This window comes from Janthinobacterium rivuli (assembly GCF_009208735.1).
Lineage (GTDB): Bacteria > Pseudomonadota > Gammaproteobacteria > Burkholderiales > Burkholderiaceae_D > Janthinobacterium.
This window is the reverse complement of the sequence record NZ_WFLJ01000016.1, coordinates 85,609-106,884: the sequence shown is the minus strand read 5'-3', so window position 1 is coordinate 106,884 and position 21,276 is coordinate 85,609. Positions and strand designations below refer to the sequence as shown.

General features: G+C 64.8%; 19 protein-coding genes. 13 read left to right on the top strand and 6 right to left on the bottom strand.

Annotated elements, in window-relative coordinates; translation table 11 throughout:
• Nucleotides 1-22: 22 nt before the first annotated feature.
• Nucleotides 23-1,564 carry a cryptochrome/photolyase family protein gene (locus GCN78_RS20955; protein ID WP_152253416.1) on the top strand — a complete coding sequence of 514 codons (1,542 nt, stop codon included), beginning with the start codon at nt 23-25 and terminating at the stop codon, nt 1,562-1,564.
• 400 nt (nt 1,565-1,964) lie between these two features.
• On the opposite strand, the gene GCN78_RS20950 is transcribed toward GCN78_RS20955, so the two are convergent.
• The 4 genes from GCN78_RS20950 to GCN78_RS20935 form a co-directional block, all read right to left on the bottom strand.
• Nucleotides 1,965-2,450, bottom strand: coding sequence for a hypothetical protein (locus GCN78_RS20950; RefSeq protein WP_226939759.1), 486 nt, complete (start codon nt 2,448-2,450; stop codon nt 1,965-1,967).
• A 147-nt stretch (nt 2,451-2,597) separates the two neighbouring features.
• Nucleotides 2,598-2,885, bottom strand: coding sequence for a putative quinol monooxygenase (locus tag GCN78_RS20945; protein ID WP_152253414.1), 288 nt, complete (start codon nt 2,883-2,885; stop codon nt 2,598-2,600).
• Nucleotides 2,886-2,956: 71 nt separating this feature from the next.
• A complete protein-coding gene (locus tag GCN78_RS20940) occupies nt 2,957-3,418 on the bottom strand; it encodes a GNAT family N-acetyltransferase (RefSeq protein ID WP_152253413.1) in 462 nt (153 codons plus the stop codon).
• A 107-nt stretch (nt 3,419-3,525) separates the two neighbouring features.
• A complete protein-coding gene (locus GCN78_RS20935) occupies nt 3,526-4,563 on the bottom strand; it encodes a helix-turn-helix transcriptional regulator (RefSeq protein ID WP_193316813.1) in 1,038 nt (345 codons plus the stop codon).
• Nucleotides 4,564-4,771: 208 nt separating this feature from the next.
• On the opposite strand from GCN78_RS20935, the gene GCN78_RS20930 reads away from it, so the two are divergent.
• Nucleotides 4,772-6,781, top strand: coding sequence for a glycoside hydrolase family 3 protein (locus GCN78_RS20930; protein ID WP_152253411.1), 2,010 nt, complete (start codon nt 4,772-4,774; stop codon nt 6,779-6,781).
• Between the two features lie 7 nt (nt 6,782-6,788).
• On the opposite strand, the gene GCN78_RS20925 is transcribed toward GCN78_RS20930, so the two are convergent.
• Nucleotides 6,789-7,397, bottom strand: coding sequence for a phytanoyl-CoA dioxygenase family protein (locus GCN78_RS20925; protein WP_152253410.1), 609 nt, complete (start codon nt 7,395-7,397; stop codon nt 6,789-6,791).
• A gap of 50 nt (nt 7,398-7,447) precedes the next feature.
• Between GCN78_RS20925 and GCN78_RS20920 the strand changes: the two genes are divergently transcribed.
• The 9 genes from GCN78_RS20920 to GCN78_RS20885 all read left to right on the top strand — a co-directional run bounded on the left by GCN78_RS20920 (nt 7,448) and on the right by GCN78_RS20885 (nt 16,786).
• Nucleotides 7,448-8,029: a LacI family DNA-binding transcriptional regulator gene (locus GCN78_RS20920; RefSeq protein WP_226939758.1), complete on the top strand. Its 582-nt coding sequence runs from the start codon at nt 7,448-7,450 to the stop codon at nt 8,027-8,029.
• Nucleotides 8,020-8,244 carry a type 1 periplasmic-binding domain-containing protein gene (locus GCN78_RS29770; RefSeq protein ID WP_226939757.1) on the top strand — a complete coding sequence of 75 codons (225 nt, stop codon included), beginning with the start codon at nt 8,020-8,022 and terminating at the stop codon, nt 8,242-8,244. The genes GCN78_RS20920 and GCN78_RS29770 overlap by 10 nt, the downstream gene beginning before the upstream one ends.
• A gap of 66 nt (nt 8,245-8,310) precedes the next feature.
• Nucleotides 8,311-10,119: a DUF885 domain-containing protein gene (locus GCN78_RS20915; RefSeq protein ID WP_152253409.1), complete on the top strand. Its 1,809-nt coding sequence runs from the start codon at nt 8,311-8,313 to the stop codon at nt 10,117-10,119.
• Between the two features lie 60 nt (nt 10,120-10,179).
• On the top strand, nt 10,180-11,139 hold the full coding sequence (locus GCN78_RS20910) for a DMT family transporter (protein ID WP_152253408.1): 960 nt from the start codon (nt 10,180-10,182) through the stop codon (nt 11,137-11,139).
• A gap of 86 nt (nt 11,140-11,225) precedes the next feature.
• Complete coding sequence (gene hpaR, locus GCN78_RS20905) at nt 11,226-11,681, top strand: homoprotocatechuate degradation operon regulator HpaR (RefSeq protein WP_226939756.1); 456 nt, start codon at nt 11,226-11,228, stop codon at nt 11,679-11,681.
• Between the two features lie 365 nt (nt 11,682-12,046).
• Nucleotides 12,047-13,213 carry a porin gene (locus GCN78_RS20900; RefSeq protein WP_413465223.1) on the top strand — a complete coding sequence of 389 codons (1,167 nt, stop codon included), beginning with the start codon at nt 12,047-12,049 and terminating at the stop codon, nt 13,211-13,213.
• Nucleotides 13,214-13,241: 28 nt separating this feature from the next.
• A complete protein-coding gene (locus GCN78_RS20895) occupies nt 13,242-13,766 on the top strand; it encodes a sorbitol dehydrogenase family protein (protein WP_226939755.1) in 525 nt (174 codons plus the stop codon).
• 9 nt (nt 13,767-13,775) lie between these two features.
• Nucleotides 13,776-15,386, top strand: a complete 1,611-nt coding sequence (locus tag GCN78_RS20890) for a GMC family oxidoreductase (protein ID WP_152253407.1) — start codon at nt 13,776-13,778, stop codon at nt 15,384-15,386.
• On the top strand, nt 15,383-16,786 hold the full coding sequence (locus tag GCN78_RS20885) for a cytochrome c (RefSeq protein WP_152253406.1): 1,404 nt from the start codon (nt 15,383-15,385) through the stop codon (nt 16,784-16,786). Before GCN78_RS20890 ends, GCN78_RS20885 begins: the two co-directional genes overlap by 4 nt.
• A gap of 48 nt (nt 16,787-16,834) precedes the next feature.
• Here the strand turns inward: GCN78_RS20885 and GCN78_RS20880 are convergent, their stop codons facing one another.
• The gene (locus tag GCN78_RS20880; protein WP_152253405.1) at nt 16,835-17,596 is read right to left on the bottom strand and encodes an SDR family oxidoreductase; all 762 of its coding nucleotides are present in this window, start codon (nt 17,594-17,596) and stop codon (nt 16,835-16,837) included.
• Between the two features lie 123 nt (nt 17,597-17,719).
• Between GCN78_RS20880 and GCN78_RS20875 the strand changes: the two genes are divergently transcribed.
• Nucleotides 17,720-18,652: a LysR family transcriptional regulator gene (locus GCN78_RS20875; protein ID WP_152253404.1), complete on the top strand. Its 933-nt coding sequence runs from the start codon at nt 17,720-17,722 to the stop codon at nt 18,650-18,652.
• A 431-nt stretch (nt 18,653-19,083) separates the two neighbouring features.
• Nucleotides 19,084-21,276: a sugar kinase gene (locus GCN78_RS20870; RefSeq protein ID WP_152253403.1), complete on the top strand. Its 2,193-nt coding sequence runs from the start codon at nt 19,084-19,086 to the stop codon at nt 21,274-21,276.

Genomic DNA, 21,276 nt, shown 5'->3' with positions numbered 1-21,276 from the left:
TCAACTATCGCAAAGAACAATCATGACCTCACGCAAGCCCACCCTGCGCCTGATACTCGGCGACCAGCTCAACGCGCAGCATCGCTGGTTCACCGAAGTCGATGACGCCACCATCTATGTCTTGATGGAAGTGCGGCAAGAAACCGATTATGTGCTGCATCATGCGCAGAAAATCCTGGCGATCTTCGCCGCCATGCGCGCGCTGGCGCGCCAGTTGCGCCAGCGCGGCCACACCATGCACTACATCGCCATCGACGACGCGGACAGCACGCGCTCGATACCGGAGAATATCGAAGCGCTGATTCGCCATTATGACGCCGGCGCCTTCGAATACCAGGCGCCCGACGAGTGGCGCCTCGACCAGCAGCTGTACCAGGCCGGGCGACGCTCGCGCATGCCATGGCTGATGGTCGACAGCGAGCATTTCTATACGGCCCGCCACGAGGCGGCCGATATCTTCGCCGGCCGCAAGCAGTGGCTGATGGAGTTCTTCTACCGCCAGATGCGCGGCGCCCACCAGGTGCTGATGGAAGACGCGAAAAAACCCGTGGGCGGTCAGTGGAACTTCGACCACGACAATCGCAAGCCCTGGCGCGGCACGCCCGCCGAGCCACAGGATCCGCGCACCGTGCATGACCATTCCCTGTTATGGCAAAGCATCGTCGCCGCAGGCGTGAAGAGCTTTGGCGCGCCGCATGCCGACCGGCTGCCGTGGGCGCTGAACCGGGACGAGGCGCTGCGGCAGCTCGACGCCTTCATCGAGCGGGCCTTGCCGCATTTCGGCGATTTCCAGGATGCGATGAGCGTCAAGGCCTGGCGCCTGTTTCATTCCCTGCTGTCGTTCGCGCTGAACGTCAAGATGCTCAACCCGCGCGAAGTGGTCGACAGGGCGCAGGCCGCGTATCACGCCGGCCATGCGCCGCTGGCCGCGGTCGAGGGTTTCATCCGCCAGATCCTCGGATGGCGCGAATATGTGCGCGGCGTCTACTGGGCGCATATGCCCGGTTATGCGGAAAAGAATTTTTTCGGCCATGCGCGCCCGCTGCCGTCCTGGTTCTGGGATGGCAAGACGAAGATGCATTGCCTGTCGCAGGCGATCACCCAGTCGCTGGAACAGGCGCATGCGCACCACATCCAGCGCCTGATGGTGATCGGCAATTTCGCCTTGTTGGCCGGCCTCGACCCGGCCCAGGTGCATGGCTGGTACCTGGGCGTGTATATCGATGCCTTCGAGTGGGTGGAGCTGCCCAACACGGTGGGCATGAGCCAGTTCGCCGACGGCGGCTTGCTGGCCACCAAGCCGTATGTCTCCAGCGCCGCGTATATCGACCGAATGGGCGATTATTGCAAAGGCTGCCATTACGATAAAAAGGCGCGCATCGGCGAGAACGCCTGTCCCTTCAATGCCCTGTACTGGGATTTTTTCCATCGCAATGCGGACACACTGGAACGCAATCCCCGCATCGGCATGGCGTATCGCCAGCTGGAGAAGATGGATGAGGCCGCGATCGCCGCCTTCCGGCAGCAGGCGGCCACGATGCTGGCCCGGCTCGATTCCCTGTAACGCCTGGAAGCCCGGGGTGCGCTTACAGGGTAGTGCGCCGCAAGAGCACTTCCCGCACGAACACTTGCAGCGCGGGCGTGATGGCCAGGCTGCCGTTCGCTTGCTGGGGCACGGGCAGGCCCAGCGCCTGCGCCATGTCCACGGGGTAATTCGTGAAGTCGCCATACGGCCGCTTGCCGTCGACGTTCGGGGTGGGCCGAGCCTTCGGCCAAATAGTCTTCCGCCTCCATGCCCAGCATTTCCAGCGGCATCCACGACTGCTGCCGCAGCAGCAGGGTCAGATGCCGCGCAGTCAAGGGGAACGGCGCCTTGCCGTCGGCATAGCTGCCCGGTTTCAGGTCGGCCATTCTGCACGAAGTGGGGCAGCAGCGCCGCCGCAGGGGCTGGACCAGTCACGCCATCACGGTGCCGTCACGCCCTGACGCTGGAATTCGATGCGGTTTTCCTGGTAGTCCCATTTGGTGTAGGGCCCGAACACGCGCCGGTTTTCCTTGCTGTCGGCATTCGATTGCTCGCGCTTCATGCGCCGCACGAGGGCGGTATCGACCAGCGGCGCGGTCGTGGCGCTGAACACTTCGTGCCGCACGCTTTGCTTGGCGTCGGCACCGCGCGAAATGATGGTGAGCTTGCGCGCGGCGGGATCGAAGTACAGGCGCATGGCGAAGGTGTTCATGTCCTGCAGATACAGGCCGTCGTCGCGCCACTGGGCATAGAAATAGTCGCCGCAGACGGCCTTCGGTTCGCGCTTCCACTCGCAGGCGAGCAGGATCAGCAGGTGATGGTCATCGAGCTGCTTGATGGAAACACGGGCCTTGGAATAACCCCAGTTGCTGGGCGGCACGGTCGTCGACGAGAGCAGCTTGTATTCGCCCACAAGGTTGGGCATGGGCGCTTGCGCCGCGGCGCCGGCGCAGAGAGTCAAGGCGGCTGCGGCTGCGGCGCCGCGTAGTGTGGAAAAGGATGTCATGATGGCCATAAAGAAAAGTTGCCACATTATAGATGGCAACTTGCCAAGATGGCCGCGCGTTTGCCGCTATTTCAGCTTGCTCAATTCCGCCACGTCGATCTTGACGGCCTTGCCGTCAGCGGCGGCCACCAGGGCCAGGAAGTGGGGCGTCGCGTAGTGCGCCGTCAGGGCCGCCTTGTCGGTCCATTCTTCCAGCATGATGAAACGCGTGGGAATCTGGTTGTCGAGGTGCAGTTCGTAGCGCAGGCAGCCGCTTTCCTTGCGGCTGGGCGGTACGACGGCTTTCAGTGCGGCGCGCACGGCGTCGATATGGTCGGCTTGGGCATCGATGGTGGCGACGACGATCAGGGTCATGGTGGTCCTTGTGTAGTGTTGGGGCCGAAGCAGCTTAGCGTAGTTTGGCCAGTCCTGCCCGCCATGCCCAGTCAGGCTGCGCCGAGCTGGATCACGGCCAGCATGTCGCAGCCATCGGCATCCATGCCTTTTTCCACGAAACCCATGCTGGCATAGAATTGTTTGGCGTTGGCATTACCGGGCTTGTAGCAGATTTCGATGCTGCGCGCGTCGGGGCGGGCGCGGATTTCCGCCAGCGCCAGGGCCAGGGCGGCGCGGCCATGGCCTTGCCCCTGGCGCCGGTGATCGATCATGAAACGCCAAATCTGGTAGTGGCCGGGCGGATCGTCGGCGTCGGGCGAGACGAACATCAGGAAACCGATGACCTCCTCATCGCCATACACGGCGCGCGTATGCATAGTGGCGGGATGGAAACTCGCTTGCGCGATGGAATAGTCGTTGCTGGCCAGATAGTCGCGTTGCTGGGGCAACAAGGGCAATTCGCTGATGAGGTCGAAGTTGTCGACGGTGACGGGGCGCAGGCTGATGGGCATATTCGAGGGGGAGTGCAAGGCAGGGTGTGACACTATGCGTAAAAATTATTCAATAGTCAATGCTGCGCGTCGCCCGCCTTCCGCCGCCGCATGATGGTTCTGCCTGCCTAGAGTCCGGCCGCATCGCTCCGGTAGCGCGCCGGCGGCAGCTCGAACTGGGTCTTGAAGAAGCGGGTGAATGCGCTTTGCGAGGAAAAACCCAGGCGCTCGCCGATTTCCACCACGCTCAGGGTCGTTTCGCGCAGCAGCCGGCGCGATTCGCGGCTCTTGGCGCGCAGTTCCAGCGCGCGGAACGAGGTCCGTTCCTGCTGCAGCTGGCGCTGCAAGGTCCAGCGGTTCATCGCCAGGCCGTCGCACAGGGCCGGCAGCAGCGCGGCGCCGTCGGCGTCTCGCGCGCCTTGCTGGGCCAGCAAATCGATGATGGCCTGCTCCACGCGGGCCGAAAACAGCTGCGCGCCCTGCAGCTGCTGCAATTGGCCCTGCGCGTGGCGCAGCGCGTGCGGCGCCAGCATGGCGTTGAACTGGGCGAAGGGCCGGTCCAGCGCGGGCGCGTCAAACGTCAGCGTATTGCGCGCCTGGCCGAACGTGGCGGCGGCGCCGAAGCACTCGGCAATGGCCGGCGCGAACCACGGCGCCTTGCCCTGGAAGCCGGCGTGGAAGGCGGTGGGCGCGCCGGCGTCGTAGGCGCGCGCCACCAGCGACAGCATGCGGAAATTGGCCAGCGCCTGCATGGCGCCGCCCGCCGGGCAAAACTCGGACAGGTATTCGATCTCGATGCGCGTGCCGTTTTCGCTCATCAGCATGAAGTCGAATTCGCCGATCAGGCCCCGCAAATGCAGCAGCTCGTGCAGCGCGCTGCGCAGGGTAGGGCGGTTGAAGCAGACGTGGGCGATGCCCGAGTAATGCGCGAACCAGTGCGTCACGTCGAGGTCGAGTATGGCCCGGTGCTGCGGCAGCTGCTGCGCGTAGGCCGTCATGCGGCGGTGCCGCTCGGCGTTGATGCGCCCGCCTGGTTCCGTGAGCTGCGCCGGCGTGATGCCCGTGTGGCGGAAAAAGTCGGCGGGGTCGTGCCCGTCGGCCTGCATGGCGCGCGCGCATTGCTGCGCGATCCGGTTCGAAACCGTGCGCGTGTCGGGTTTGTGCAAGGCTGCCTCCTGCTTGTTGTAGTAATTTTTCACAAATATTAGCACTTTGTAGGAGATTGTTGGTTGTTGTGCCATCTAACCAAAAATTGTTCTCGCGGGTATAAAACGCGTGCTGCGCGGTCAAGAAACTCACGCATTCTCACGCTATATTGTTTTCGGCCGGCCTTGCTGCCGCGCCTTGATACCTACAAAAACAGTCTTGGAGATAATGATGAATTGCACATTGAAACCGATGGCCCGCGTGGTCGCCGGCTGCATCGCCACGCTTGCCCTGGCCGCCTGCGGCAACGACACCGTCAGCGAGGAATACACGCAGCCCGTGTTCGGCGCCACCACCTACACCCAGCTGAAGGTCGACGGCTATACCTTCAAGGACATGAACCGCAACGGCAAGATCGACCCGTATGAAGACTGGCGCCTGTCGGCCGAGGCGCGCGCCGACGATCTGCTGTCGCGCATGAGCCTTGATGAAAAAGCGGGCCTGATGATGCACGGCACGGCGCCCACCGTGTCCGACCCTTCCGGCATCGGCCTGGGCGGCGCGTATGACTTGACGGCCCTGCAGGACCTGATCGTCAAGCAGTACGTGAACACCTTCATTACGCGCATGGCGGGCGACACGGCCAACATGGCGTCCCAGTACAACAAGGTGCAGGCCCTGAGCGAAACGTCGCGCCATGGCATTCCCGTCTCCATCAGCACGGACCCGCGCCACCATTTCCAGTACACGGTGGGCGCCAGCGCCGGCACCAAGGGCTTCTCGCAGTGGCCGGAAACCCTGGGCCTGGCCGCCATCGGCGACGACGCGCTGGTGCGCCGCTTCGGCGACATCGCGCGCCAGGAATACCTGGCCGTCGGCATCACGCAAGCCCTGTCGCCGCAGGCCGATCTCGCCACCGAGCCGCGCTGGTCGCGCATCAACGGCACCTTTGGCGAAGACGCCGACCTGGCCAAGCGCATGGTGCAGCAGTATATCGAAGGCTTCCAGGACGGCAATACGGGCTTGCATGACGGCAGCGTGGTGGCCGTCGTCAAGCACTGGGTCGGCTACGGCGCCACGAAGGAGGGCTTCGATGGCCATAATTACTATGGCCGCTACATGACCTACCCGGGCAACAACTTCGCGTATCACGTCAAGCCGTTCGAAGGGGCGTTCGTGGCCAAGGCGGCTTCCATCATGCCGACGTACGCTCTGCCGGATGGCAATATCACCATAGCCGGCATCACGCTGGAGCAGGTGGCGGCCGGTTTCAGCAAGACCATGCTGACGGATTTGCTGCGCGGCAAATACGGCTTCGAGGGCGTGATCCTGTCCGACTGGGGCATCACCTCCGACTGCGACGCCAACTGCCGCAACGGCACGGCGCCGGGCGTGGCGCCTTCCTTCATCGGCTTCGGCACGCCGTGGGGCATGGAAGACGCCACCAAGGCCGAGCGGTACGTGAAAGCCGTGACGGCGGGGATGGACCAGTTCGGCGGCGTGACGGAAGCGCCCTATCTGACGCAAGCCGTGCAACGGGGCCAGCTGACGGAAGCGCGCATCAACGCTTCGGCGCGGCGCATCCTGATCCAGAAATTCAAGCAGGGCCTGTTCGAGCATCCGTTTGTCGATGCGGCCAAGGCGGCGACCACGGTAGGCAAGGCGGACTTCATCGAGGCGGGCCTGGAGGCGCAGCGCCGCTCGCTGGTCTTGCTGGAAAACAAGGAGAAGGTCTTGCCGCTGGCGGCCAGCGTCAAGAAGGTGTATTTGTACGGCATCGACGCGGCCGTTGCGCAGCAGTATGGCTACACGGTGGTGGCCACGCCGCAGGAAGCGGACGTGGCCCTGCTGCGCGTGGCCGCGCCGTATGAAACCCTGCACCCGAACTACATCTTCGGCAGCATGCAGCACGAGGGCCGCCTCGATTACGTGGACGGCAATGCCGACTACGAGGCGATCAAGAACGCGGCGAAGAACGCGCCGAAGACGGTGGTCACCGTGTACCTGGACCGCCCGGCCATTCTCGGCAACGTGCAGGACAAGGCCAGCGCCATCCTCGCCAACTTCGGCGTCAGCGACGGCGCGCTGTTCGATGTCCTGACGGGCAAGGCCAAGCCGCAAGGCAAGCTGCCGTTCGAGCTGCCCTCGTCGATGGCCGAAGTGCAGGTGCAGAAATCGGACGTGCCGTATGACACGGCGCATCCGCTGTACAAGTTCGGTTACGGGCTGGCGTACTAAGCGGCGTTCAACCCGGTGTCGTCCCGCTGCGCTGGCGCCAGGCGTGGCTGTCCAGGGAGTCGATCAAGCGCGCCAACGGCCAGTCCCGTTCCACTGCCTGCGGCATGATCTGCTGCGGCGTAGGCGGCGCCATGCCATCGATGGGCTGGTCGCGATCGAGGTTGCTGGGGAAGGCATAGCCTTTGGCGCAGGCGGCAATCGCGTGGCCGACGCCGGCGTCATCGAGGGCGCCCTGGTCGCGCAGCGTCTGCAGCGCGGGATACAGCGCGACGCTCATGGCGCGGCGGTCCAGCGCTTCCATGGCGCGTCCGAACGGCGCCGACGCTTGCAGCAGGTTGGCCATGCGGCGGATGTCGGGCGAGCGGTTATGCCCGGCCGCGTGGAACAGGGCCGGGTTGAAGAAGACGGCGTCGCCTGTGGACAGCGGCAGCCGCACGCAATGCTGCGCGAAGTAGTCGCGAAAAGTTGGCTGACGGTGGCGATGAAGTCTTGCAGGTCGCAGTTTTCCGGCGTGAGCCAGAAGGGGCCTGGTGGCGTTGCGCCGACGTTCGTGGTGGGCATGCGCTGTCTCCTGGGTCTTAGGTTGTAGAATCAGTATAAGGATGAAAATCCGCATTTTTCATCACAAAATCCATCAAAAAACCATCAACTGGAATGGAGCACGGCATGACGCATCCCTTTCCCGTCAAGGTCGTGGCGCTGCAGGCTGGCGTCAGCGCGGCCACGGTCGACCGCGTGATCAAGCAGCGCGGCGGCGTGCACGCCAATACCGTGCGCCGCGTGATGCAGGCGCTCGATGAACTGGCGCGGCAAAGCACGCAGGTGGGCCTGTCCGGCAAAAAATTCATGCTCGACCTGCTGATGGTGGCGCCGCGTCGCTTCACGGACGCCGTGCGCGCCGCGCTGGAGGCTGAGCTGCCGTCCTTGCATCCGGCCGTGCTGCGCTCGCGCTTTCACCTGCATGAAACCCTGGAAGTGGGCGGCATCGTCGACCTGCTGGAACGCATCCGCAAGAACGGCAGCCATGGCGTGCTGCTCAAGGCGCCGGATGTGGCGCCGGTGGCCGAGGCGGTGAACCGGCTGGCGGCGGCAGGCATCCCCGTGGTGACCCTCGTGACGGACTTGCCAGGTTCCACGCGCCGCAGCTATGTGGGCATGGATAACCGCGCGGCGGGCGAGACGGCCGCTTACCTGATCGGCCAGTGGCTGGGCAGCGCGAGAAAAAACAGCAGGTGCTGGTGCCCCTGAGCAGCAACCGCTTTCATGGCGAGGAGGAGCGCGAGATCGGCTTTCGCCGCGCGTTGCGCGAACGGCACCGGCACGTGAGCGTCGTCGAAGTGAGCGAAGGGCACGGCATCGATGGCGCCACGGGCGCGCTGCCGGCCCTGGCCCGGCCGGCGTCGCTGTCGGCCATCCAGGTGGTCTCGCCGTGGAACCTGCCGCCCCTGCAAGGAGTGAATTGACAGGCATGCAAGGCTGGCCGATACTCGTCGCTTCGCTCATCGCTCACCTCAGGAAGGAAATCCCCGATGTCCGTCATTCCGAAATTGCATCAGACCGTACTCGCCGCCTTGCTCGCCACCGCGTTTGTCATGCCGGCCATGGCAAACGCGCCGGCGGCGGCCAGCGCGCCATCGGCCTGGGTCGAGGCCAGCAACCGCAACGCGGCCATCGTGCTGGCGGCGCAGGCGCAGTATTCGCCGGAAAACGCTTCCGATACGGGCCTGGCGCAGTACGACGGCCTGGCCGCCGACCTGGGGCCGAACATCACCGAGCGCCAGGTGGCGGCCATGCGGAAGGCGCGCGCGCAATTGCAGCAAAAGCTGGCGACGGAAAAAGATGAGCGCGTGCGCCAGGATCTGCAAATCCTCACGCAGGCCGTCGACCAAGAGGTTGCCGGCACCCAGCTGGACGCCAAGTACGCCTTGCCGTGGATCGATGTGCCGCAAATGGTCTTTGGCAGCATGCAAAGCCTGCTGCAGGAACAGCGTCCGGCCGCGCGCCGCGCCAAGGCGCTCGAACGCCTGCAGCGCTATGTGGGCCAGTTCCCGGGCAGCACGCCGATCACGGCGCAGGCGAAGGCGCGCTTCACGGAAAAAATCGGCAAGCCGGGCCTGGCCGGACCCGTGCGCCTGCAGGTGGAGCAGTCGCTGGAAAACGTGCCGACGTATATCGCCGGCATCCGCAAGCTGTTCGCCGATATGCAGATCGCGGGCGCGGAAAGCGCGCTGGCCGCCATGGAGCAGCAGCTCAATGACTATGCGGCCTGGGAAAAGCAGGTGGTGCTGCCCTTGTCGCGCACGGATTTCCGCATGGCGCCCGAGCTGTATGCGTTTCGCCTGAAACAGGTGGGCATCGACATCGAACCGCGCGCGCTGGTCGAGCGGGCGCAGGTGGCCTACCTGGAAACGCGCGCCGCCATGCAGGCGCTGGCGCCCGTGGTGGCGGCGAAAATGGCGCTGAAGGGCGTCGACGGCGCGGATTACCGCCAGGTGCTGCGCGCGCTGAAGACCGATTCCATCCCGAACGAGCAGCTCGAGGCGCACTACAAGGGCGTCAATACGCAGCTGGAACAGCGCATCGCCCAGCAGCGCGTGGTCGATATCCCTGCGCGCGCCATGACCATGCGTCTGGCGTCCGCCGCCGAATCGGCGGCCCAGCCGGCGCCGCATATGCGTCCGCCTCCGCTGATCGGCAATACGGGAGAGCATGGCCAGTTCGTGCTCCCCGTCAGCAATCCGGCCGCCAGCGGCAAGGGCGAAGCGTATGACGATTTCAATTTCGCGGGCGCCGCATGGACCCTGAGCGCACACGAAGGCCGTCCTGGCCACGAGCTGCAGTTCAGCGCCATGGTGGAGCGGGGCGTGTCGCAGGCGCGCAGCCTGTACGCGTTCAACAGCGTCAACGTGGAAGGCTGGGCGCTGTACGCGGAAGCGGAGATGATCCCGTACGAGCCAGCCGAAGGCCAGTTCATCGCGCTGCAGTTCCGCATGCTGCGCGCGGCGCGCGCCATGCTCGACCCGATGCTGAACCTGGGGCAGGTCACGCGCGAAGAGGCGGGGCGTATCCTGACGGACGAAGTGATGCTGTCGAAAGCGATGGCGCGCCAGGAGCTGGACCGCTACACCTTCAACATGCCGGGCCAGGCGGGCAGCTATTTCTATGGCTACACGCGCATTCTGCAGCTGCGCGCGGAAACGGAGCTGGCGCTGGGCGAGAAGTTCGACCGCCTGGCCTTCAACAACTTCCTGCTGGGCCAGGGCTTGCTGCCGCCGGACTTGCTGGCCAAGGCCGTGCGCGAGCACTTCATCCCCGAGCAGAGAAAAGCCAGGGACTGACGGCGGTCTCCTGCGCATGCCATACTGGCGCCCTTGAATGACGACGTGAAAGTAGCAGGCATGTGGCGCGGGATCGTATGTGGTGTGCTGGCTGGCGCCTTCTGGGGCGCCGTTTTCATTGTGCCCGTCCTGTTGCCGGACTTTTCTCCGCTCGAGCTGATGGCGGGCCGCTACGTCTGTTACGGCGCGCTGGCGGCCGGCCTGATGCTGCCGCGCCTCCTGCCCCTGCTGCGGCGCTTGCGGCGCGGCGACTGGCTGGCCATGCTGCGCCAGGCGCTTGCCGGCAACGTCGTGTACTACCTGCTGCTGGCGTATGGCGTCAAGCTGGCCGGCGTGGCGCCCACTTCCCTGATCATCGGCTTGCTGCCCCTGAGCGTGACGATTTTCGGGCGCAAGGATCATGGCGCGCTGCCGCTGCGCCGCCTGGCCTGGCCGCTGCTGGTGGTGGCCCTGGGCATCGCCTGCATCAATGTCGATATCTTCCGCCACGACGGTGGCGCGGGCGGCGCCAGCCTGGCGCACAAGCTGGCCGGCGTGCTGTGCGCCGTTGGCGCGCTCCCCTGCTGGACCTGGTATGCGCTCGACAATGCCCGCTTCCTCAAGCGCCATGCGCATGTCAGCTCCGTGGAGTGGGCTATGCTGTATGGCCTGGCCAGCGGCGCCATCGCGCTGGTCGTGGGCGCCGTGGTGCTGGCGCTGCAGCAGGCCGTCGGAGGCGATGCGGCGCCGGCGCGCGACTGGCCCCGCTACTGGCTCGTGTGCCTGCTGCTGGCGCTGGGCGCTTCCGTGATCGGCAACTACCTGTGGAACCTGGCGTCGCGCCGGGTGCCGGTCACCTTGTCGGGGCAGCTGATCCTGTCGGAGACCCTGTTCGCGCTGCTGTACGGCTTCGTCTATGCGCAGCGTATGCCGCGCCTGCTGGAATGGGCGGCCATGCTCTTGCTGACCGCAGGCGTGCTGTGGTCGGTGCGGCGGCATGCGCAGGAGGAGGCAGAAGGGCGGGAGGCGGGGCGGACGTAGCGAAAAATACATCATTGGCAGCCTGCCGTTTGCGCCGGGCGGGCCGTATAATGATCCTCATTTGCCGGCCATCCAGGGAGTTCCGCTTGCAGCTACCGATCCGTTATCCGAACATGCCGCAACTGCTGCTGAAGGCCCGCGACAGCCTGCTGCAGCATTTTCGCCCCATCCTCAATCACTTCGGCGTGACGGAGCAGCAGTGGCGCATCATGCGCGCGCTGAACGAAAGCCCGACCCTGGAGCCGCGCGAGCTGTGCGAAATCTGCCAGATTTCCAGTCCCAGCATGAGCGGCATCCTGGCGCGCATGGAAGAAATCGGCCTGATCGGGCGCAGCAAATTCGAAGGCGACCAGCGCCGCCGCAAGGTGCACCTGTCGGAAGCGGGCGCCAGCCTGCTGCTGCAGATGGGGAAACTCATCGACCTGCAATATGCCCACCTGGAAGCGGCCTACGGCAAGCAGGTGTTCGAAGACATGCGCCGCACCCTCGAAGCCTTCATCGCCCTCGAAACCTTGCCGGTGGCGCCCGCCATCCTGCGCTGACCTTGCCGTTTCCCCCCGCTTTTCCGCCTGCCTGATGCTCCGCCGGACGCGTGTTTTTTGACACGCGCCGCCGCCGCTTTGTCCATGCCTGTTCCGTGTATTTCCGCAGTCTGCCGGGCTTGCGCCCGCGCGCCTGCCGGTTTTGCTATAAGACACAAGAAAGTTTTGCTATAAGACTACGCCTTACAGTCAATCACTTACATGTGAGTAAATAGGCGTATAATTTGCGTCACTTGATCCAAATCAAGAAGAACAGCGGACGTCCCATCAGTGGATGGGGCGGCACGCGGCGCCGCGCCGGTATGTCGTCGTCACGGCGGCAATACTTGTCGGGCATACAATAAAACAGGAAAATCAGGAAAAAAATGAACACACCATGCATGCGCGCTGCGGCGCTGGCCGTCACCACGCTGATCGGCGCAAACGTTTGCGCCCAAAGCAATGTCACCATCTACGGCGTCGTGGACGCGGCCACCGCGTACGCGAGCAACCAGGGCGGCAAGTCGAACACCTATATGCGCAGCGGCAATTTGTCCGCCAGCAAGATCGGTTTCCAAGGCGTGGAAGACCTGGGCGGCGACCTGAAGGCGCTGTTCCTGCTGGAAAACGGCTTTGAAAGCGACACGGGCGCACAAAGTTCCGCCAGCTCCCTGTTCAACCGCCAGGCCTATGTGGGCTTGCAGTCGAACGCCTACGGCACCTTGACGGCCGGCCGCCAGTACACGCCGTATTACCTGCTGGTAGGCTCGCTGGCCTCGAGCAACGTCTTGACGGGCGCCACCGGCGCCCACCCGGGCGATATCGACGGCCTCGATACGACCGTGCGCATCAGCAATTCCGTCACCTACAGCATGCCGGCCTGGCGCGGCCTGCAGGCCAGTGCGCAATACGGTTTTGGCGAAGCGGCCGACGGCAATGCCGTGGGCAGCAGCTTCAGCGCGGCCGTCAAGTACAGCACCTCGCCGGCCGAATTCGCGCTCGGCTATCTGAAACTGAAAAATGGCCAGAATGGCGCCGGCTGGAGCGACAACGCCTCGGGCAGCTTCGGCATCTCGGCCATCAACCGGGGCTACGCTTCGGCCGACAGCATCGAGTTCATCGCCGCCAGCGCGCGCTACACCATGGGCAAGTGGATGGTGGGCGCCAATGCCAGCAACGTGCAATACCAGGCCGGCAGCCGCTCGGCCTTCCGCGACACGGCCATCTTCAACACGGCCGGCCTGATCTCGAGCTACCAGCTGACGCCGCAATGGTTCCTGGCCGCCGGCTACAGCGACACCTTCGCCAGCCACGCCAACGGCGTGTCGGACCGCGCGCGCTACCGCCAGCTGTCGTTCGAGCAGAATTATGCGCTGTCGAAGCGCACCGCGATCTACCTGATCGAAGCGCGCCAGCTGGCGCGCGGCCAGACCCTGGGCCAGGACGGCGGCATCGTCAATGCCGTCGCCTCGGTCGGCGATTCGCAAAACGGCACGCCGTCGTCGAACGGCGGGCAGACGGTGGTCATGGTCGGTCTCAAGCATTCTTTCTGAACGGTTGCTGAACTCACGGGAGCTTCAATTGGACGCTATACACAATAAGGAGGGCCGCGGCCCTCTGAACCCCGGCCGCCGCATGGTGCTGGCCGGCCTGCTGTCGGCTTCGGCCGCGGCGCTGATCCCCTGGGCATTGGCCGAACCGGTCGCCAATGCGGAGCAGGGCGCCTTCCTGGGCGTGTCGGCCATGCTGGTCGGGCGGCAAGTGCTCGACCCGGCGCTGGCCAAACGCCTGTATGACGCGCTGGTGGCGCAGGACGCCGCCTTCCCCGCCAAGGTGCGCGCGCTGCTGGCCTTGATCAATGCGCAGGGCTTGCAGGCGGCCGGCCTGCAGGAAGCGCTCGACGCACTCGACCCGGCCCAGGCGCCGCTGGCGGCCCTGCCGCGCCAGATCGCCAGCGCCTGGTACCTGGGCATCGTCGGCACGGGCGAGGCGGCAGTTTGCGTCGCCTATGAGCAGGCGCTCAACGCGGCCGTCGTGGCCGACGTCCTGAAGCCTCCCACGTATTCCTATGGCGCCTACGGCAGCTGGGCCAGAAAACCAATTTGAGGAGCCATCATGGCTGAAGAACTCTCCGCCGATTACCTCGTGATCGGCTCCGGCATCATCGGCTCGCTGGCCGCGCGCAAGCTCGCGCTGGCTGGCGCCTCGGTGCTGATCCTGGAAGCGGGCCCGCGCGTGTCGCGCGGCGAAATCGTCGCCCGTTTCCGCAACACGACGCGCCGCAGCGACTGGATGTCGCCGTATCCCTCGGTGGACACGGCGCCGCACCCGATCTACCAGCCGAAGGACAACGGCTACCTGGTGCAGGCCGGCCCGTATCCGTACCCGGCCGAATACATCCGCCAGTTCGGCGGCACCTCGTGGCACTGGGCCGCGCAGGCGTGGCGCAACGTGCCGAACGATTTCCGCATCCATACCCTGTACGGCGTGGGCGTCGACTGGCCCATCAGCTACGAAGACCTGGAGCCGTTCTACCAGGAAGCGGAAGACATCATGGGCGTGTCCGGCGCTGACAACACGGGTTCGCCGCGCAAGCAGGCCTTCCCGATGGACCCCGTCACGGAGCCGTACGCCATGCGTCGCATCCGCGAACGCCTCGACCCGTCGTACAAAGTGGTGGGCAACACGGTGGCGCGCAACAGCGTCGGCTACGATGGCCGCCCGGCCTGCTGCGGCAACAACAGCTGCCAGCCGATCTGCCCCATTGACGCGCAATACCACGGCGGCATCGCCGCGCAGCAGGCGGAAGACGCTGGCGTCAAGATCGTCTGCAACGCCAACGTCTACAAGCTGGAACACGACGCGCAGGGCCGCATCACGGCGGCGCTGTACTACGACGTGGATAAAAAGAGCCACCGGGTCACGGCCAAGACCTTCATCCTGGCCGCCAACGGCATCGAAAGCCCCCGTTTGCTGCTCGTTTCCGCCACGGACAAGTACCCGAACGGCCTGGCCAACAGCAGCGACATGGTGGGCCGCAACCTGATGGACCACCCGAGCACCTCGATCACCTTCGACGCCGATGAAGACCTGTGGCTGGGCCGCGGCCCGCAAAGCCCCAACTCCATCAACACCATGCGCGACGGCGATTTCCGCAGCCAGCACTCGCCGTACCGCCTGGATTTCACGAACATCTCGCGCGTCGATGGCGCCACCAGGGAATTGATCGGCAAGGGGGTGTTCGGTGAAGCGTTCGAACAGCAGCTGCGTTTCCGTTCGGCCCGCGAAATGAGCCTGAAGAACGTGCTGGAAGTGCTGCCGAACCCGGAAAACCGCATCGCCCTGAGCAGCGAAAAAGATGCCATGGGCATCCCCAAGCCGCAGGCGCATTATGCGATCGACGAGTACACCCGGCGTGGCCACGAGCGCTCGAAGCAGGATTTCGAGCAGATCGCCAAGCTGATGGGCGGCACCAATCTGCGCCACAGCAAGGAAGGCGTGTTCGCCAACAACCAGCACATCTGCGGCACCCTGTCGATGGGTTCCGACCCGGCCAAGGCCGTGTGCGACCAGTGGGGCCGCACCTTCGACCACGCCAACCTGTTCCTGTGCAGCACCGGCGTGCTGCCCACGTCCGGCACCTGCAATTCGACGGAAAACGGCCTGGCCGTGGCGCTGCGCACCGTCAAGCACATCCTCGACGAACAACAGGGAGGAACAGCATGATGGCAACCTTCAGAATGGCGGCGGGCGCCGCACTGCTGTCCCTCGCGGCCATGCCCGTGCTGGCGGCCGACAAGGCCGTGCCCGATGCGGCGGCGATCGAACGTGGCCGCTACCTGGCAATGGCCGGCGACTGCATCGCCTGCCACAGCGTGCCCGGTGGTCAGCCGATGGCCGGCGGCCTGGCCCTGGCCACGCCGCTGGGCGCCATCGTTGCCACCAACATCACGCCGTCGACCACGCACGGCATCGGCAACTATACGCTCAAGCAGTTTTCCGACGCCGTGCGCCATGGCGTGCGGGCCGACGGCGCCAACCTGTACCCGGCCATGCCCTACACGGCCTACGCCAAGGTGACGGACGAGGATACGGCGGCGCTGTACGACTATTTCATGCATGGCGTGGCGGCGGTGGACAAGGCGCCGGCGCAACAGACGGACTTGCCGTTCCCGTTCAATATCCGCCTGTCGATGGCGGGCTGGAATTGGCTCTTCCTCGACAAGAAACCGTTCGTGGCCGATACGGCGAAAAGCATGGAGTGGAACCGCGGCGCCTACCTGGCCCAGGGCCTGGCCCACTGCACCACCTGCCATACGCCACGCAATGCGCTGATGGCCGAGCAATTGTCGAAGGAGCTGGGCGGCGCGGACCTGGGCACCTGGTATGCGCCGAACATCACCTCGGACGTCAACAGCGGCGTGGGCGGCTGGAGCCAGCAGGAGCTGGTCGGCTACCTGCGCACGGGCCGCGCGGCCAATAAGGCGCAAGCTGCGGGACCGATGGCCGAAGCCATCGACCATAGCCTGAAGCACCTGAACGACGCGGACCTGAACGCCATCGCTCACTACATCAAGAGCGTGCCGGCCATCCGCGACAAGGCCGATACGCAGCCGGTGACGCAATGGGGCAAGGCGGGCGACGAGCTGGCCAGCATCCGCGGCGTGCCGCTGCCGCAAAACCTGAACAAGATGTCGGGTGCGCAGCTGTACGATGCGCAGTGCGCCAGCTGCCATCAGGCCAAGGGCGAGGGCAGTTTCGACGGCAGCCTGCCGCCGCTGTTCCACAACTCGGTGACGGGCCGCGGCAACAGCAACAACCTGGTGATGGCCATTCTCGACGGCGTCGAGCGCCAGGACCGCAACGGTAGTCATGCTGCCGGACACCTGATGCCGGCCTTCCGCCAGACGCTGTCGGACGAGCAGATCGTCACCCTGGGCAATTACGTGCAAAAGATGTACGGCAATCCCGACGTCAAGGTGACGGCGGAACAGGTGACGACCCTGCGCAACGGCGGACCTGCCTCGAACCTGATCGGCCTGGCCCGCGCGGGCATCATCGTCGGCGTGCTGGTGCTGCTGGCACTGCTGCTGTGGTGGCGCGGACGGCGGCGCAAGGCGATGTAAACGCTGAAGCATGGGCTGGGGCCAGACTGGAAAGTCTGGCCCCTTTTTTTATGCCGCGAAGCCGCCATCGATCTTCAGCCCGGCGCCCGTGACGAAGGCCGCTTCCTCGCTGGCCAGGTAGGCCACCATGCCGGCGATTTCATCGGCCGTGCCGTGGCGGGGCAGGGCCATCAGGCCGTGCATCAGGTCGGCGAAGTCGCCCGTGGGCGGATTCATGTCCGTGGCGACGGGGCCCGGTTCGACGTTGTTGATGGTGATGCCGCGCGGACCCAGGTCGCGCGACAGGCCTTGCGTCAGGCCGCTCAGCGCCGATTTGCTCATGGCGTAGGCGGCCGCGCCGCCGAACGGCATGCGGTGCGCATTCGTGCTGCCGATGTTGATGATGCGCCCGCCCGTCCGCATGTGCGCCACGGCCGCCTTGATGGCGACGAACACGGCGCGCACGTTGACTGCCACGGTCTTGTCGAAATCCGCCAGCGAAAAGTCGTCGATGGCGCCGGGCAGGAACACGCCCGCGTTGTTGACGAGGATATCGACGCGGCCAAACTGCGCCGCCACCTTGTCGATGGCGGCCGTCAGGGCGCTGGCGTCGGCCGCATCGGCCTGTACGCCCAGGGCCTTGCCGCCGGCCGCTTCCACCTTGGCGGCCAGTGCCTGCGCTTCGGCGGCGGAGCTTTGATAGGTGAAGACGACGTTGGCGCCCTGGCGCGCCAGGCGCTGCACGATGGCGGCGCCGATGCCGCGCGAGCCGCCCGTGACGAAGGCGATCTTGTTCAGCAAGGACTGGGAAGTGGTGTTTGCGGTTTGCATGATGGGCTTTCTAGATGAGGAGTCGAGGAAGCCAGTATCTGCCTTTCATTGCCTGCGCGCTAGCCATGAATCGCTACAATTACTTTCAACCATTTGGATCGAATGAGCGGGTAGAATAGGCGCATGGATGCACTCAATCACTTGCAATCGTTCGTACTGGCGGCCGAGCTGGGCAGCTTTTCCGCGGCCGCGCGCCGCCTGGGCCTGACGCCGGCCGCGGTCAGCAAGAACGTGGCGCGCCTGGAAGCGAGCCTGGGACTGCGGCTGTTCCAGCGCAGCACGCGTCGCCTGACCCTGACGGAAGGGGGCGAGCGCTTCCTGCAGCAGATAGGCGGCGCCCTGAGCACCCTGCGCGAAGCGATCGCCGGCGTGGCCGAGGAGGGCGGCCAGCCGGCCGGCATCCTGAAAATCAGCATGGCGCCGTCGTTCGGGCGCAGCTACGTGGTGCCCCTGCTGGGCGAGTTCATCGCGCGCTACCCGGGCGTGGTGCCCGACTGCCATTTCGATAACCGGCAAGTGGACTTGATCGGCGAAGGATTCGATGTCGCCATCGGCGGCGGCATTGAGCTGACGCCCGGCGTGGTGGCGCGCGAACTGGGCCACGCCTACGTCGTCGCCACGGCGTCGCCCGCCTTCATGCGCGGCAAGACCATGCCCGTCCACCCTTTGGAGCTGGCGCAGTTCGACGGCGTGGCGCGTCGCTCGGCCGGCAGCGGCAGGTTGCGCAGCTGGATCCTGCGCAATGACCAGGGCGGCGAAGGCGTGGCCGAATGCCGGCCGCGCGCCATCTTCGACGACCCGGAAGCGATGGCGCAGGCCGCCATCCTCGGTGTCGGCGTGGCGCTGTTGCCCATGCCGCATGCGCTGGCGCATTTGCGCAGCGGCGCCCTGGTGCGGTTGCTGCCCGGCTGGCATGCCGATTCCGGTCCCCTGTCCGTGTACTATCCCAGCAAGAAGCTGCTGCCCGCGAAGACGCGCGTGTTCGTCGATTTTTTGCTGGAGCAGTTCCGCCAGCGCGATTTCGCCGCGCAGATACGGCCAGATTACAACACCTGACAAAATCGTAGCGAGCGGAAGGAAGGCTCGGCGCCCCCGTTGGCTCGAGAAGCGCAACTGTACGAAGTACGGGGCCGCCGAGGCAGTGAGCATCACAGACCGCAAATTACGACGCGCAGTAGGTGTTGATAGCTGTTCTACCACATGGTGATGGCCATTCTCCCCAGCGCAGCCTGGGCTAGCCGCCACATTGTTGTAAATATACTTTCTTTTCACAAATAACATGACATGGCGGGTGGTAGCGACACGATCTGTCGCTACGCTTGTGTAAGATGAAAACATTCCGAAAAGAAAGTTTTTGTCGGTGCCGTCCATTCCTGACAGATCCCATCCACGAATCGCCGCATGCGCTTGCCGCGCGACTATAGGTATGGGATCAACATCGCCTGGAGCGCAGTTATTTAAACCGTTGTCGATAGAAAGTCCTCACGATGCATTCTCCTGAAATTTTGCTGCAAGATTTGAACGCTGCCTTACGCGAATTGCATGGCGCCAGTCAGTTGATTGACGACGAGCGCCTGCGCACCGACATGCCGCTGATCATGCGCCGCCTGTTGCTTGCCGAAGTGCTGGGCACGACGTCGATCCTGGCGATCGGCGGCTCGCAAGGGGCGGGAAAAACTACACTGCTGCGCTCGCTGTATGCGCTCGATGGCGAGTCGGCGCAATGGCTGCAGCCTAACGAAGGCCGGGGCGAGAAGCTGCCCGTGCTGGTGCTGGAAGATGCGTCGCACACCGAGGTGCAGGGCGCGCTGCGCTGCCTGCGCCGGCAGGACGGGCAATACGTGCTGGTGGAGGACGACGTCGATGTCGCCACCTTCCAGAAAGCCGTATGCGACCCGGAAATGGAGGTGCTGCTGCCCGTGCTGAAGGTGCCGCAACGCTATTTCAACCGGGCGAACCAGGCCTGGCTGCTGCTGCCTGGCTACGAGACGCAGGACCGCGAGAATAAATCATGGCAGGAACTGATGCGCCAGGCGCTGGTCGGTGCGGTCGGCTGCATCGTCGTCACGGACGAGACGCGCATGGCCAACCAGCAGCAGCTCGACATCGTCACCGACATGCTGCAAGGCGAACTGGGTGGCGCGCAAACCCTGGTGGTGATCAGTAAAACGGAGGCCGCGCGCGGCAAGCCGGAGCGCCTGCAGGCGTTGCGCGATACGGCGGCCCATGTGTTCAAGGTGCCAGCCGACTTGGCCGGGACCAGAATCATTTGCGTCGGCGCGGATGACCAGAACTACCGTCAAGACTGGCTGCCAGCTTTGACCAAGGCGATCCAGGACCTGTCCTGCTCGGGCGGCGGCGACCGCAAGGCGCAACTGAGCCGTCTGGCAGGGGTGCTGAGCCGTGACCTGACCTCGGTTCTGGGACTGGTGCACAACAAAACCAAGCTGCTCTTTCATGAACGCGAGAGCGGCAATGAGGGCTTGCAGGCAGTGCGCAGCTATCTGGAGGCCTTCGACGAGGCCAGGGATAGCTTGCGCGAGGACTATCTGGAAGGCGTCGATCAATTGCTGCAAGCGCATCTGGGTGCGGCCTGGAAGACGCTCGAAGGCAGCTTGATCAGCGATCACGAGGGTGTGGTCAACAAAATCAAGGACTTCGCCAGAACGGCCACGCAAAGCCACCAGCACATAGAGCAGAGCGTAAGCGCATCGTGGGGCGGCCAGGCCGACGTGCTGGAAAAGCACACCGACATGATCGGCGGGCTGACGCAGAAGAAACTGCGCGGTGAGCAGGGCCAGCAAGTGCTCGCCATCGCGCACGGAAGCGATGCGACAGCGATGCAAAAACTGGGCTATGTCGATGCAAAGCGGCAAGCGATTGCCTGGCTGCGTCCGGACGAGGACGACCAGCAAAATCTGCGGGTGATTTTGGGCGTGAAGGGGGCGCCGGAGGGGCAGGCCCAGCTGGTGACCAAGGATGTCGTCAGCGCGATCAAGCTCTTGCCGGCCCTGACGCTGGAATATGCGCGGCTGGCCAGCATGATGCCCGCGCTGGTGGGCCTGACGCCTGAATTGAAGACGGCAGAGGCGTCCGATCAAGCCGACATGATGAAAAAGGCGGTGCAGCAATTGGGCGACGGCGTGACCTTGGGCAAGACGGTCTTGCGCAGCATTGCCACCGTCTTTGCCGTCGACGTGCTCAGCGATGGCGATGTCGATGTGATTCCTGCGCTGATGAGCATGTTCAATCCGGCGTCCGCCTCGGCCGCTGCGGCCGGCACCGGTACTGGCGGGACGGCGGCGGCCGGTGCCGCCATCGGCGGCGTTGGCGCCGCCGTGGTTGGCGCGGTGGCGGTGGGGTATCTGGCGTATTCCGCCATGCAGGCCACGCGCATCCATGATGAGAAGGCACGGCTCGTGTCGCAATCGATGTTGCAGAGCATACAAGAACACCACCACAAGCATTTTATCCACCATTTCAATCAGATGATGGGCCAGATGCGGGGCCGGCTGGAACAGTCATTGCGCGCGCGTTACCGCCTGGATGAAGCGCTGATGGAAAAAGACCGCCTGGCGAAGGCCCTGGCCGATGTGCGTTCGCTGCAGCGTGACCTGCTGTTTGAACTGGGCCGGTCCGGGCATACGATGGCGCTGTTCCATGCGGATGCGGCCGCGTGA

Excerpts from the sequence above, each read along its gene's own strand:
- GCN78_RS20900 (WP_413465223.1), top strand. The coding sequence starts at position 12,047 with ATGAACACACCATGCATGCGCGCTGCGGCGCTGGCCGTCACCACGCTG.
- GCN78_RS20920 (WP_226939758.1), top strand. The coding sequence starts at position 7,448 with ATGACGCATCCCTTTCCCGTCAAGGTCGTGGCGCTGCAGGCTGGCGTC.
- GCN78_RS20945 (WP_152253414.1), bottom strand. The coding sequence starts at position 2,885 with ATGACCCTGATCGTCGTCGCCACCATCGATGCCCAAGCCGACCATATC.
- GCN78_RS20915 (WP_152253409.1), top strand. The coding sequence starts at position 8,311 with ATGTCCGTCATTCCGAAATTGCATCAGACCGTACTCGCCGCCTTGCTC.
- GCN78_RS20940 (WP_152253413.1), bottom strand. The coding sequence starts at position 3,418 with ATGCCCATCAGCCTGCGCCCCGTCACCGTCGACAACTTCGACCTCATC.
- GCN78_RS20925 (WP_152253410.1), bottom strand. The coding sequence starts at position 7,397 with ATGCGGATTTTCATCCTTATACTGATTCTACAACCTAAGACCCAGGAG.
- GCN78_RS20890 (WP_152253407.1), top strand. The coding sequence starts at position 13,776 with ATGGCTGAAGAACTCTCCGCCGATTACCTCGTGATCGGCTCCGGCATC.
- GCN78_RS20875 (WP_152253404.1), top strand. The coding sequence starts at position 17,720 with ATGGATGCACTCAATCACTTGCAATCGTTCGTACTGGCGGCCGAGCTG.
- GCN78_RS20930 (WP_152253411.1), top strand. The coding sequence starts at position 4,772 with ATGATGAATTGCACATTGAAACCGATGGCCCGCGTGGTCGCCGGCTGC.
- GCN78_RS20885 (WP_152253406.1), top strand. The coding sequence starts at position 15,383 with ATGATGGCAACCTTCAGAATGGCGGCGGGCGCCGCACTGCTGTCCCTC.
- GCN78_RS20880 (WP_152253405.1), bottom strand. The coding sequence starts at position 17,596 with ATGCAAACCGCAAACACCACTTCCCAGTCCTTGCTGAACAAGATCGCC.
- GCN78_RS20955 (WP_152253416.1), top strand. The coding sequence starts at position 23 with ATGACCTCACGCAAGCCCACCCTGCGCCTGATACTCGGCGACCAGCTC.
- GCN78_RS20870 (WP_152253403.1), top strand. The coding sequence starts at position 19,084 with ATGCATTCTCCTGAAATTTTGCTGCAAGATTTGAACGCTGCCTTACGC.
- GCN78_RS20910 (WP_152253408.1), top strand. The coding sequence starts at position 10,180 with ATGTGGCGCGGGATCGTATGTGGTGTGCTGGCTGGCGCCTTCTGGGGC.
- GCN78_RS20950 (WP_226939759.1), bottom strand. The coding sequence starts at position 2,450 with ATGCCCAACCTTGTGGGCGAATACAAGCTGCTCTCGTCGACGACCGTG.